This window comes from Paenibacillus sp. T2-29, from assembly GCF_052921365.1.
In genome coordinates, this window is record NZ_JBREVE010000006.1 from 290,875 (window position 1) to 303,642 (window position 12,768).

A 12,768-nucleotide genomic window follows, 5' to 3' on the forward strand; every position below is an offset into this window, starting at 1 on the left:
TAGTTCATGTTCAAATTGTAATCTCTTATCTTGACTAGCTCGTTAATATCTGACTTGGCCATGTAAGCTATTTGAAATGACGATTAACAATTATACATGAAAAGAATAAGGGGAATCAAGTGAAGCTAATCTTTGATCGCTCCAGCGGCAAGATCGGAAATAAACTGGCGGCTGATAAAAAGAAACAAAATAATAAGAGGGAGTACAGCCAGCAGGGTGCCAGCAATGACCATCGCATAGTCCGTATTGTAAATCCCGTTCAACTGGGACAATGCAATCTGGAGCGTAAATTTGCGCTCATCCGTTAAAACGATTAACGGCCATAAGTAATCATTCCAAGCTCCTATAAAGGTAAATGCGCCGAGAAAAGCGAACGCAGGTCTTAAAATCGGCAGTGCTACATTCCAGTACAGCCGAAAAAAGCTGCACCCGTCCATACGCCCCGCATCCAGCAACTCTTTGGGAATGGATTCTTCTGCATACTGGCGGATCCAGAAAATACCGAAAGCATTTACCATACCTGGGATGATGAGCGCTTTGAACGTACCTACCCATCCAAAGGAAGCCATCATGACAAAGGAGGGGACGAGCGAAAGTTGTGAAGGGACCATCATTGTTGCAAGCAGTATGACGAATAGCCCCTTTTTGCCCGGAAAATCAAACTTGGCGAATGCAAAACCAGCCAGTGAATCAAAAAACAGCACCAATACGGTAACAGAACTGGCTACAAAAAGGGTATTAAAAAAAGCTCCAGCAAAATCAATCTGCTGCAATACTCTCGTTATGTTATCCAGGAAGTGGCTACCGAACCACAATTGTGGCGGAAAACGATAGATGTCTGAGGTTGTACGGGTCGCCATGACGATCAGCCAGTAAAACGGAAACATCGACAGGATGATACCTACCAACAGCCCGGCATATAGAACAATGGATTTTGCACGTGTCTGCATCATGTTGTGACGCTCCTTCCATCGTTATTTTTTACCTTGAACGAGTTTCCAATTGATGATGGAGAATACAGCAATGATGAGAAACATGCCCCATCCGACGGCAGCACCATATCCAAAATAGTTGTTGATGAACGACTCGCGGTACAAGTATAAAACGATGGTCATGCCACTTGCCCCGGAACCGCCGTCATTACCGACCAGAACCTGTGGCTCAGTGAAGAGCTGCATACCGCCGATGGTGGACGTAATGACTGTAAATAAAATAACTGGGCGCAGCATGGGAATGGTGATGCGGAAAAAAGCCTGCGCTCCGGTTGCGCCGTCTATTTTGGCGGCCTCATACAGCACATGCGGAATACTCTGGAGTCCAGCCAGATAGATGATGGCGTTGTAACCCATCCATCTCCAGACGACCATGGAAGAAATGGCGATTTGGATACCCCACGGCACATTGAGCCATTGGATCATAGGTAGCCCCAAAAGCTGCAGAAGATAGTTGAGAAATCCAAAATTGTTGGCAAATAAGGCGCCGAAGATGATGGCAACAGCAACAATAGACGTCACATTGGGCAGGAAGAATCCAACTCGCCATAAGGTGCGCAATTTCACAAAAGGGGCATAAAGCAGAAAGGCAACAATAAGGGCTAGAAGTAGCATTGGAATCGTGGCATACACCCAGATCACAAACGTATTGCCTACAGCCTGCCAAAATTCGGTGTCTGTCACAAGGTAACGAAAGTTACCCCAACCGTTATAGGTCATGTCTCCGATCCCGTCCCATTTGTGAAACGCCAGGTACAATGAAAAACCAATCGGAAACAAGCCAAAGATGGCAAACAGCAGATAAAATGGCGAGATCGCAACATATACGGCCCGGTGCTTCCAGATTTCTCTCAGCATATTGTCCACACGCCTTTTTTGGATTTTGTATTTTACCGCTGTAATTCCCGTTCAATTCGTTGCATCGTTTCCGACCATAATGCGTCGGGATCGGCATCTTGTTTGGCCACATTGGAAAGGCGGCGGGTCACTATGCCATGGATGACAGGATAGCGCTCGCCGAAATAACTGCTTTTCACATGACGTGCGGAGGCGGCAAAAATGAGACCAGTGGCCTGACCACCAAAGAAAGGCTCGGGTGTCTCCATGACTGGATCGTCATAGACGCCGGGAGTGGATGGGAACAGCCCGATTTTGTGGTAGGCTTCCAGTTGGTGTTCCGGGTTTTGCAGCCAGGTCAGGACTTCAAAGGCTTCTTTGGGATGTTGGCTGGATTTGAGGATAGAGATGAAAGAACCTCCCAGATTGCCGTCTCCTCCAGGAGCCCGAGCGACTCTCCATTTGCCTGCTGTATCCGGTGCAGCCTCTGTGAGAACTTGCTTCATCCAGATTGCCCCTACGAACGAGGCGATTTTACCGTTATTGACCGAAGCGTTCCATTCGGGAGTCCAGCCATCCGCATTGGCGAGCAGATGCTTCCTATGGAAATCCACAGCGGTTTTCCAGCCTAGGCGGATGTCAGGAGATTGATTGCCGATATAACTTCCGTCCGGCTTGAAGTATAGGTTCGTATGCTGAGCAAGCACTTGATTGTAAACGTTTACAATATTATCAGCCAAAAACGAACGACTTCCGAATTTCTGACGAAGTTGTTCTCCGGCTGCCATGTAATCATCCCATGTACGGATAGAGGAACTGACCTGTTCAGGATCACTAGGTAAGCCCGCCTGTTCAAACAGGTCGCTACGATAGAAGAGGGCGGTGGGCCCAGTATCCATAGGAAATGCAATCATTTTACCATCAGGAGTGATCCCCTGATTCCATTTCCATTCCAAATATTGATCCTTCAGGCGGTCTGCTCCGAGTTCCCTTAAATCATAAAAACGATCCGCACTGGGGAACAGCTCCACCATCCAGTCGTTCAGAGCTACGATGTCTGGTTCACCGGAACGAGCTGCGAGCGTTGTCTTCAGTTTGGCTTTAAAGTCACCGCCTATTTTTTGAGTTTTTAATTCAATGTCGGGGAACTGTTTTTCCGCCTGGGCGAGCAATTCATCGTCAATAGAACGATTCCAATACCATAATATAAGCGTTATCTTTTTTCCGTTTGACAAATTAGTTTCAGATGATTGGCCTTCAGAGGACAGGGACCCACTACAACCACTAATCATAGTGAGAAAAGCAAGACATAATATCAGCCATTGTACTGTCTTCACATCATTTCCCTCCTTGCTGTCTGAATAATCTGCCTACTGAACAAGTTGTAAAATGGTTTAGCTCCATCATATGAAGCTGTTACCCATTTATGTGCATTGCCTTAACCAAAAACAAAAAATTTGAAACGTTTATCCATAAAAAAAGCACGTGCGTCTGTTATAGGAAGATCGCACGTGTTTAAGTCAGGAGATTAGCTTCATGACATCAATCGTTGTATCTCATCTTTCAGAGTTTCGGACCGAGTACCGAAAATAACCTGCAGGGTACCGTTCCCAAGCCTGATAATTCCTGACGCTCCGAGCTGCTTAATAGCTTGATCGTTAACCACTTTGTCGTCTTTGACGACAAGGCGTAGCCGTGTGATACAGGCATCAATGCTTTGGATGTTGTCTGAACCGCCGAGGTAGGTTAGGACCTTGTCTGCATGACTGGACTGAGTGTCGGATAGGGTGCTTGCCTTTCCGTGGGGTATGGATTCGTTAGCCTCAGATAGGAGATTGTCATCTACATCGTCTTCACGCCCGGGAGTCTTTAGGTTGAATTTGAGAATGATGAAGCGGAATAGAAAATAATACACGAAGGCGAAGACAAGCCCGATCGGGATCATTCGCAATGGATGGGTGGAGAGCTTCATATTGACCAGATAGTCAATGAGACCTGCTGAAAAAGAAAAGCCGAGTTTGACATCCAATAGGTATACGACCAGACCGCTCAGCCCTGTTAGCAGAGCATGAACGCCGTAAAGCAATGGTGCAATGAACATAAACGAAAATTCGAGGGGCTCAGTAATTCCGGTCAGGAACGATGCTAGCGCAGAACCAATAAAGATGGAAGCGACAGCTTTACGTTTTTCCGGTTTGGCCGTATGGATGAATGCGAGAGCCGCCGCAGGCAGAGCGAACATCATAATGGGGAAGAAGCCGGACATGAACATACCTGCCGATGTATCACCTGCAAAAAAACGCGTCAGATCACCATGAACAACTTCACCTGCAGCATTGGTATAGTCGCCAATTTGAAACCATGCGATCGAGTTCAACACATGATGCAAACCGAGCGGGATCAGCAGCCGATTGGCAATCATAAACACCATTGACCCGATTCCGCCAAAGCCGACAATCCAGTTGCCGAAGGCTGCAATTCCATCTTGTATCGGACTCCAGATCATGCCGAGCAGAATGGCTAGAATCATGGTCGTGAAGGCGGTAATCATGGGGACAAAACGTTTGCCCGAAAAAAAGCCAAGCCAATCTGGAAGCTGAATATTGTGATATTTTTTGAACAGGTAAGCAGACCATCCGCCGATAAAAATACCACCCAATACGCCCATGTCCAGCTTGACGTCGTCTGGAATATACGCAAATATACCCGGTACGGCCGCCAAAATACGGGTCAGCACCAAGTAGGCAATGACTGCCGAAAGTGCGGCTACCGCGTCGCCTGCCAGGCCAATGGCAACACCGATCGAGAAAATGAGCGCCAGGTTGCCGAAGATGGCACCCGCTCCTTCGTTCAGAAAAGGAGTGACATAATGATTCAGAAATCCACCGACTCCAGGACCAAGCGGAATGTCCGTTTCATAATTAATGAGAGCTAGCCCTTGCAAGATCCCTGCGGCGGGTAAAGTAGCTACTGGAAGCATTAACGACTTGCCGATTTTTTGTAGAAATTTCAGCATAACATTCTTCCCTTCTTCATCAAGTTTGGGAGTGTCGTATTCATCCTGAAATCCTTACGTCCAGCCATTTTTTTACATCATAAATCGCGCAATCTAACATGGTCAACGATTATTTTAGAATACTAAAAGACGTAAATCCGCAGTTGACATCGCTTACATGCTTATATAATATCAAATTTAAGTTAATAATCGTGACGGAGACGAGAGAGCCACGCAGACATCCCATGTACAGCACAGGGTTGGTTTGTGATGGCTTTTCTTTTTTTGCGCGATGAAAACGATCAAAATCGGAGGATCTATTGAGGAGGTTGGTTGTATGTCGCCATACGCAGCCGAATTCATAGGGACAATGATTCTTATTGCCCTAGGTGGCGGAGTGTGCGCAGGGGTGTCCCTGAAAAAGTCATTTGCTCACGCTTCCGGCTGGATTGTGATCGGAATGGGGTGGGGGCTCGCGGTAGCTATTGCGGTGTATGCGGTGGGTCAAATCAGCGGAGCGCATTTGAATCCGGCAGTTACACTCGCGTTGGCATTTCAGGGTAGTTTTCCATGGCAGGATGTTCCCGGCTATATTGTGGCCCAGCTTTTTGGGGCCATGGCGGGTGCAGTGATCGTCATTTTGCATTATTGGCCCCACTGGAAAGAGACGGAGGACGCAGCAACCAAACTCAGTGTATTTGCGACAGGACCAGCTATTGATCATCCGTTTGCCAACGTACTTAGTGAAATGATAGGTACTTTTATCTTTGTCCTTGCCTTACTGTCGTTTGGTGCCAATTCATTTACAGACGGCCTGAAACCGCTGATTGTTGGTTTTTTGGTTGTCAGTATCGGTTTATCCCTTGGAGGTACAACGGGTTATGCCATCAATCCAGTGAGGGATTTTGGACCGCGTCTGATGCATTATTTGCTACCGATTCCCGGCAAGGGAGCATCCAACTGGAAATATGCATGGGTGCCCATTGTAGGACCGCTATTGGGGGGATCTTTCGCAGGGCCATTTTATCAGGCCGTTTTTAAGGGAAGTGTGACTCCGGCTTTCTGGATTTTATTAGGGGTCATCGTGGTTGTACTCTTGATTACCTTCCGTATCAGTCGTACTTATAAAAATCATAAAATGAATCATAAGCTAACAGCGTAAAAACGATGGATTTACACGGGGAGAGATGAACATGGGAAAATATATTTTGTCACTAGACCAGGGAACGACAAGTTCAAGAGCGATTTTGTTCAATAGCGAAGGAGATGTGGTGTACTCAGCCCAGCGGGAATTTCCGCAATATTTTCCTCACCCCGGCTGGGTAGAGCAGAATGCGAATGAAATCTGGAGCTCTATTCTGGGCGTTATTGCCTCCTGTCTTTCCGAATCGGGTGTAAAAGCAAACCAAATTGCTGCCATCGGCATTACCAATCAGCGTGAATCGGTGGTCGTGTGGGACAAAAATACAGGATTACCCGTGTATAACGTACTCGTATGGCAATCACGCCAAACCTCGGATATTTGCGAAGAATTGAAGCGGCAAGGGCATGAGGAGTTGTTTCACAGCAAAACAGGGTTATTGATCGACCCGTATTTTTCAGGCACTAAAGTAAAGTGGATACTGGATCATGTAGAAGGCGCGCGGGAAAAGGCGGAACGAGGTGACTTGTTATTCGGTACGATTGACTCGTGGCTAATCTGGAAACTATCCGGTGGAAAAGCTCATGTAACAGACTACTCCAATGCGGCCAGAACGCTGATGTACAATATTTATGAGCTCAAGTGGGATGAAGAGCTGCTGGACATTCTGGGTGTTCCAAAAATCATGCTGCCTGAGGTAAGGCCCTCTTCCGAGGTATATGCGCACACCGTGGATTATCATTTTTTTGGTCAGAATGTACCGATCGCTGGTGCAGCAGGTGACCAGCAGGCAGCCTTGTTCGGTCAGGCTTGTTATGAAAAAGGAATGATCAAAAACACTTACGGCACAGGCTGCTTTATGCTGATGAATACGGGGGATCAGCCTGTTGAATCCAAGCACGGCCTGATCACGACCATCGCTTGGGGACTGGAGGAAGGCAAAGTGCAATACGCACTCGAGGGGAGTGTGTTTGTTGCGGGCTCGGCGATCCAGTGGCTGCGAGACGGGCTGCGCATGTTCCGTGAGGCGAAGGACAGTGAGCCTTATGCGGCCCGTGTTTCCTCTACAGAAGGGGTGTATCTTGTACCCGCTTTTGTCGGACTAGGCAGCCCCTACTGGGATAGCGAGGTGCGTGGAGCGATGTTCGGTCTGACACGGGGAACCACAAAAGAGCATTTTATCCGCGCCACCTTGGAGTCGCTCGCTTATCAGACCAAGGATGTGCTTACAGCCATGGAGATTGACTCAGGTATTACGGTGAAGATGTTGCGAGTGGATGGTGGAGCTGTGCTGAACAATTTTCTGATGCAATTCCAGAGCGATATTCTGGATGCGACGGTGGAGCGGCCGGTCATCCATGAGACAACAGCGCTGGGTGCCGCATGTCTGGCAGGCTTGGCGGTTGGATACTGGAAGAGTACAGATGAACTTCGTAAGCGAGTGAGGGTGGAAACTTCCTTTACCCCTACGATGGATGAAGCAACACGTGACAGCCTGTATGAAGGCTGGAAAAAGGCCGTGAATGCAACGATGGCCTATAAGTAATAGCTTAAACGAAGAGGCTCAATATATTTAAACTGTAAAAAGGTGACTTCTAAATTCAACAGGAGTCACCTTTTTGAGGTATATGCTATCCCTTGATCCTCGTATGGTTCCAATTTTGCCGGGCTCCGCAAGAGGTACGAATGACTAGTTCGGGCTCTACTTTAATACATTTCGTATCCATTTGTTTATTCATCAGGTCAAACAGCACCATGGCGGCTAGACGACCTATTTTTTGCTTGTCTTGTTTTACAGTCGTCAATGGAGGATCGGTATAACGACAGGCTTCAATATCATCACAGCCTACTACAGCAATATCCTCGGGTACCCTCAAGCCGCTTTCCTTAAAAGCACGGATGGCACCAAAGGCAAGCAGGTCGGTAGCCGCAAAAACAGCTCTTGGTAAATCTCCTTGCTGTATCCACGCCTTCGCGATCTGGTATCCATCCTCTGCCGCATAGTCCTTACCATACACGATCCATTCAGGTCTGAAATCAAGGCTAAACCGCTTTAGTGAAGCGATAAATGCTTCCTCTCTCTCTTTAATAACCAAGGAGGGGCGTTCAATGCCTATAAAACCCATCTCGCGGTATCCATTCATGTAAAAGTGCTCAACAACCTTCATTGAGATCTTTTGATTGTCGGACATAATGTAGCAGGAACTGGCTCCGGTTAGCTCAATATCGACACCGATGCAGGGGATAGGACTGGCGTCGAGATCGAAAACACTTTTCTCCACTTCGTCCCCAGCAATAATAATGCACCCGTCCACTGAAAAATATTTCGAGCGAGCCAAATAGTCCTCTCCATTATCTAGAAATTTTTCATTTGAAAAAAACAGCAGGTCATAACCGAGCAAGCCAATCTGCTTTTTGAAAACATTAATGATGTCCACAAAAAAAGGATGACTAAAATCGACATTCAGCTTGCCAGCGAATATAACGCCTACCAGATTGGATTTTTTGGTAGCAAGTGTTTTAGCCGAGGAGGAAGGTCTATAGCCTGTTTCCTCCATAATTTTAAGTACTCGCTGCCGGGTTTCCTCACTGATATCTGTGTAATTGTTTATGATTTTCGAAACCGTCGCTACTGAAACGCCTGCCATACTAGCTATTGTTTTTATATTCATGGAATCCTCCGCAACTAAACTGATTTAGTTGAATTGACTTTGTATTTCAAATTCAATGATTACTCGTATTCTATGCTACCTCATAGATGGGAGTCAACAGAGTTAATAAAGGATTTATCCTAATATTTTAAGGAGTAACAACGATAATTTAACGGTTATTATATTTTTTTGATATTTCATAATTCTCTATTTACAAATACAGGTTATTCGATACATAATAGTAGCTGTAATTAACTAAACCGATTTCGTAAAAGTGAATGCATTTACCGCTGGTTATTTTGCATATTTTCCTCCAGAGCTTTATTGTCGGCGGTGCAATGGCCGGAGCTGTGAAGTCTTTATTTCTGAAAGGAAGGTACCGAGTATGAGTGAGAATATCTTTGTATTTCCTGATACGTTTATGTGGGGAACTTCAACCTCTTCCTATCAAATTGAAGGTGGCACAAAAGAGGGCGGTAGAACGCCCTCCATTTGGGATACTTTCTGTCAAATTCCCGGGAAGGTGATCGAAGGGGATTGTGGAGATGTGGCTTGTGACCATTTTCACCGCTTTAAAGAAGACGTGCAATTAATGAAACAGCTTGGTTTTTTACATTATCGTTTTTCTGTGGCTTGGCCGCGCATTATGCCCGCGCCCGGCGTGGTCAACGAACAAGGGCTGCTCTTCTATGAGCATCTGCTGGATGAGCTTGAGTCGGCCGGGCTAATTCCAATGCTGACTCTGTATCACTGGGATTTACCGCAGTGGATTGAGGACGAAGGTGGATGGACGCAGCGAGAGATTATCCAACATTTTAAAACGTATGCCTCTGTAATCATGGACCGATTTGGCGAGCGAATAAACTGGTGGAATACGATAAACGAGCCTTATTGCGCCTCTATTTTGGGATATGGTACAGGGGAGCATGCTCCTGGTCATGAGAACTGGAGCGAAGCCTTTACTGCTGCCCATCATATTTTGATGTGTCATGGGATTGCGATCAATTTGCATAAGGAAAAAGGATTAACAGGTAAAATTGGCATTACGCTAAACATGGAACATGTGGATGCTGCTTCCGAGCGACCCGAGGACATAGCTGCTGCCGCCAGAAGGGATGGCTTTATTAATCGTTGGTTTGCTGAGCCATTGTTTAACGGAAAGTATCCTGAAGATATGGTGGAATGGTACGGAACGTATCTGAATGGATTGGATTTTGTACAGCCTGGTGATCTGGAGCTGATTCAGCAACCGGGAGATTTTGTAGGCATTAACTATTATACCCGCAGCGTCATTCGAGCAACTAACGACGCTTCGCTACTGCAAGTGGAGCAGATTCACATGGAGGAGCCAGTAACAGACATGGGATGGGAGATTCACCCTGAATCCTTTTATAAGCTGCTGACGCGGATTGAGAAGGATTTTAGCAAGGGCTTACCCATTCTGATTACGGAAAATGGAGCAGCGATGAAGGATGAACTGGTGAATGGACAAATTGAAGATACCGGGCGTCAGCGCTATATTGAAGAGCATTTAAAGGCGTGTCATCGCTTTATCCGGGAGGGAGGTCAGCTCAAGGGCTATTTTGTCTGGTCTTTCTTTGATAACTTTGAATGGGCCTGGGGATATAGCAAGCGTTTTGGTATTGTACATATCAATTACGAGACGCAGGAACGGACCCCCAAACAAAGTGCGCTGTGGTTCAAGCAAATGATGGAGAAGAACGGGTTTTAAACAGAAAACCAGGTGCAAGTTAGCAATAGCTTCAATTTATGTAGGCCGTCATGCTGTAAAACAGAGCATGACGGTTTTTTAATTTTATAAATCCTTGCGTCAGGTAGGGGATCTATGCAGAAAAATCTTGCAAATCCAATATAACAGGGCAGTGGTCACTGCCTGTAATATGGCAATCAATACTCGCATCCATTAATAGCGGACGAAGCCTCTCTGAGACGAGGAAGTAATCAATCCGCCAGCCGATATTCCGTTCCCTCACCTTTGGCATGTAGGACCACCAGGAATAAACATCTGTCCGATCAGGATAAAAATATCTGAAGGTATCTATAAATCCGGCGTTGAGCAGCTGTGACATGCGGTCTCGTTCCTCGGGCGTGAAGCCAGCATTACCGTAGTTGGCTTTAGCATTTTTAAGGTCGATCTCCTGATGAGCCACGTTCAAGTCTCCGCAAATGATGACAGGCTTCTGAGCGTCTAGTTGTTGCAGATAGCTGCGAAAACGGTCTTCCCATTCCAGTCTGTATGGCAATCGCGATAAGTCTCGTTTCGTATTTGGTGTGTACACATTGACGAGGTAAAATTTTTCGAATTCTAGTGTAATCGTTCGACCCTCTGGCTCTTCATTTTCTTCAAGTCCATAATGCACAGAGAGCGGCTTGATTTTGGTGAAAATAGCTGTGCCGGAGTACCCTTTTTTCTCAGCGTAATTCCAGTATTGAGCGTATTCCTCCATGTTCTCCATGAGGATTTGTCCTTCTTGAAGCTTCGTTTCCTGTACGCAAAAAATATCAGCATTCGTTTCTTTTAGATAAGTATAAAATCCTTTGGTTACACAGGCTCTTAAGCCATTTACATTCCAAGATATTAATTTCATTTGATTAAACTCCTTACTACTCCACGCAGTCAAGCGGTGTAATGGTATACCCTCGATAAAAGGCTGTCCCAACAAGCGCTCAAACAGCGCTACGGAAACAGCCTTTTCTACATTAAATAGGTTGTAATACGATGCTAGGCTCCAACATCCACAGTGGGTCCTATTTCGCTGGAAAATAAAAAAAGCTTCCTAAACAGGAAGCTTCGGCTATACGTCCCAGGAGGGATTCGAACCCCCGACCGACGGCTTAGAAGGCCGTTGCTCTATCCAGCTGAGCTACTGGGACATAAAATTCAAGCGAATATTAATATATCATAAGGATGAAAAAGATACAAGTCTTATTTTGCATATATCGCTTATTTGGCCTCTACACCACATAAATTCAGAATACACATCGTTTTTTTTGCCTTATAAAAGGGTATGTTAGAATACAGGTGAATATGTTGAAGACGAGTGGTTGAACTTCGGCTGCTGTTTCTCATATAATCTACAAATACTTTAGCTTGCGGAGGAGAGGGGGTGCCTTGAAAATAAAGGACTCCAAGGTGACGACAAAAGAAAATAATATCGTATTGTTTCCGAAGACACTGGACTACTATCAAATTCAACTTACGGTGATGCTTGAGAACGAACGTTACGGAGAGGCGATGGCGATGCTGCGTTTTTTGATGCAGTGTCAGGGACAGGAGCAGAAACAATACGATGAATGGAACGCTCTGTTACAATGGCTGGAAGCTGCATTTCCACAGTACGCTGACAGCGGGACGGCAACGGACAATGTGGAAGAAGATGAAGTCAGTGAAGTTGAGTTGGCTCGCCGTCATGCACGCTTTAAGCAGGAACAGGATGCAGGCTACGGTAACAAGCTTTTGCAGATGGCTATGGATCAACCGTTATCCGAACAGACGATTCTAGCTTTGGAACAGCTATCCTACTTGGAACTGCCGGAGATCGACGATGCCCTGCTTCGCTGGATTACTGAACGGGAAATCCATCCTCTTCTCCAATTCCGTGTTCTTCAGACAATGAGACGCCGTGGAATGGAAGGGACGATAGAAATCAGACGGGGTGATGAAAAGACGGAAATCGATATTGAAACGGTTCCGTTACAGCCCGATGAGTTTCCAGAGGCGATTATGCGTATTTTGGAACGGGTAGCTGACCAGACTGAAGTGCATGAGCCTACACTATTCTATTTTGCACAGGAGCTATGGTCACAGTTTGTGATGGCAGTGTACGGTACGAAAGATTATAGATCAATGTTGGTGGAAGAGGCCGGGATGCCGGATATTTGGGCAGCAGCACTCCATCAGACCGTTTCGGAAAGTTTGAACGGGAACAATAATGAGGAAGAAACCCGCGCTATATATGGCATTACAGATGCACTACGCTTCCGTTTTGAGCAAGCGTATCGGTCGATGCGATTATTCGTCGCGGCGGGAATGAACACTCCTTAATGACCGGAAACGTTTACCTGTTAAAGCATTCAAGGGCTGCCCTTGAAAAAGACAGTAATGTTAGATATACTATAGTGGTTATTTTG

The 12,768-nt window shown here is 46.1% G+C and carries 10 protein-coding genes and 1 tRNA gene; 4 read left to right on the forward strand and 7 right to left on the reverse strand.

From position 1 onward, the window contains the following. Nucleotides 1–125: 125 nt before the first annotated feature. The 4 genes from ACU1JV_RS18530 to ACU1JV_RS18545 all read right to left on the reverse strand — a co-directional run bounded on the left by ACU1JV_RS18530 (nt 126) and on the right by ACU1JV_RS18545 (nt 4,845). A complete protein-coding gene (locus ACU1JV_RS18530) occupies nt 126–953 on the reverse strand; it encodes a carbohydrate ABC transporter permease (RefSeq protein WP_013372706.1) in 828 nt (275 codons plus the stop codon). A gap of 21 nt (nt 954–974) precedes the next feature. After that, entirely contained in the window at nt 975–1,850 is an 876-nt protein-coding gene (locus ACU1JV_RS18535; RefSeq protein ID WP_058830503.1) for a carbohydrate ABC transporter permease, read from the reverse strand. A gap of 32 nt (nt 1,851–1,882) precedes the next feature. Continuing rightward, nucleotides 1,883–3,166, reverse strand: coding sequence for an ABC transporter substrate-binding protein (locus ACU1JV_RS18540; protein WP_413986879.1), 1,284 nt, complete (start codon nt 3,164–3,166; stop codon nt 1,883–1,885). A 197-nt stretch (nt 3,167–3,363) separates the two neighbouring features. Further along, nucleotides 3,364–4,845 (reverse strand): PTS transporter subunit EIIC, encoded by a 1,482-nt coding sequence (locus tag ACU1JV_RS18545; protein WP_413986878.1) that lies wholly within the window; start codon nt 4,843–4,845, stop codon nt 3,364–3,366. 316 nt (nt 4,846–5,161) lie between these two features. Between ACU1JV_RS18545 and ACU1JV_RS18550 the strand changes: the two genes are divergently transcribed. Together ACU1JV_RS18550 and glpK are read left to right on the forward strand one after the other, a co-directional pair. Then, the gene (locus tag ACU1JV_RS18550; protein ID WP_058830506.1) at nt 5,162–5,986 is read left to right on the forward strand and encodes an MIP/aquaporin family protein; all 825 of its coding nucleotides are present in this window, start codon (nt 5,162–5,164) and stop codon (nt 5,984–5,986) included. A gap of 31 nt (nt 5,987–6,017) precedes the next feature. Next, nucleotides 6,018–7,511 carry a glycerol kinase GlpK gene (glpK, locus tag ACU1JV_RS18555; protein ID WP_058830507.1) on the forward strand — a complete coding sequence of 498 codons (1,494 nt, stop codon included), beginning with the start codon at nt 6,018–6,020 and terminating at the stop codon, nt 7,509–7,511. Between the two features lie 85 nt (nt 7,512–7,596). On the opposite strand, the gene ACU1JV_RS18560 is transcribed toward glpK, so the two are convergent. After that, the gene (locus ACU1JV_RS18560) at nt 7,597–8,637 is read right to left on the reverse strand and encodes a LacI family DNA-binding transcriptional regulator (RefSeq protein WP_025678477.1); all 1,041 of its coding nucleotides are present in this window, start codon (nt 8,635–8,637) and stop codon (nt 7,597–7,599) included. 364 nt (nt 8,638–9,001) lie between these two features. Here ACU1JV_RS18560 and ACU1JV_RS18565 point away from each other — a divergent pair, with 364 nt between their 5' ends. Beyond that, nucleotides 9,002–10,348 carry a GH1 family beta-glucosidase gene (locus ACU1JV_RS18565; protein ID WP_413986877.1) on the forward strand — a complete coding sequence of 449 codons (1,347 nt, stop codon included), beginning with the start codon at nt 9,002–9,004 and terminating at the stop codon, nt 10,346–10,348. Between the two features lie 112 nt (nt 10,349–10,460). Here ACU1JV_RS18565 and ACU1JV_RS18570 read toward each other — a convergent pair whose 3' ends face one another. After that, nucleotides 10,461–11,225 carry an exodeoxyribonuclease III gene (locus tag ACU1JV_RS18570; protein ID WP_337683508.1) on the reverse strand — a complete coding sequence of 255 codons (765 nt, stop codon included), beginning with the start codon at nt 11,223–11,225 and terminating at the stop codon, nt 10,461–10,463. 212 nt (nt 11,226–11,437) lie between these two features. Continuing rightward, nucleotides 11,438–11,511: transfer RNA gene (locus ACU1JV_RS18575), tRNA-Arg, on the reverse strand. Nucleotides 11,512–11,749: 238 nt separating this feature from the next. Here ACU1JV_RS18575 and ACU1JV_RS18580 point away from each other — a divergent pair. Further along, complete coding sequence (locus ACU1JV_RS18580) at nt 11,750–12,682, forward strand: hypothetical protein (protein ID WP_413986876.1); 933 nt, start codon at nt 11,750–11,752, stop codon at nt 12,680–12,682. Nucleotides 12,683–12,768: the final 86 nt, after the last annotated feature.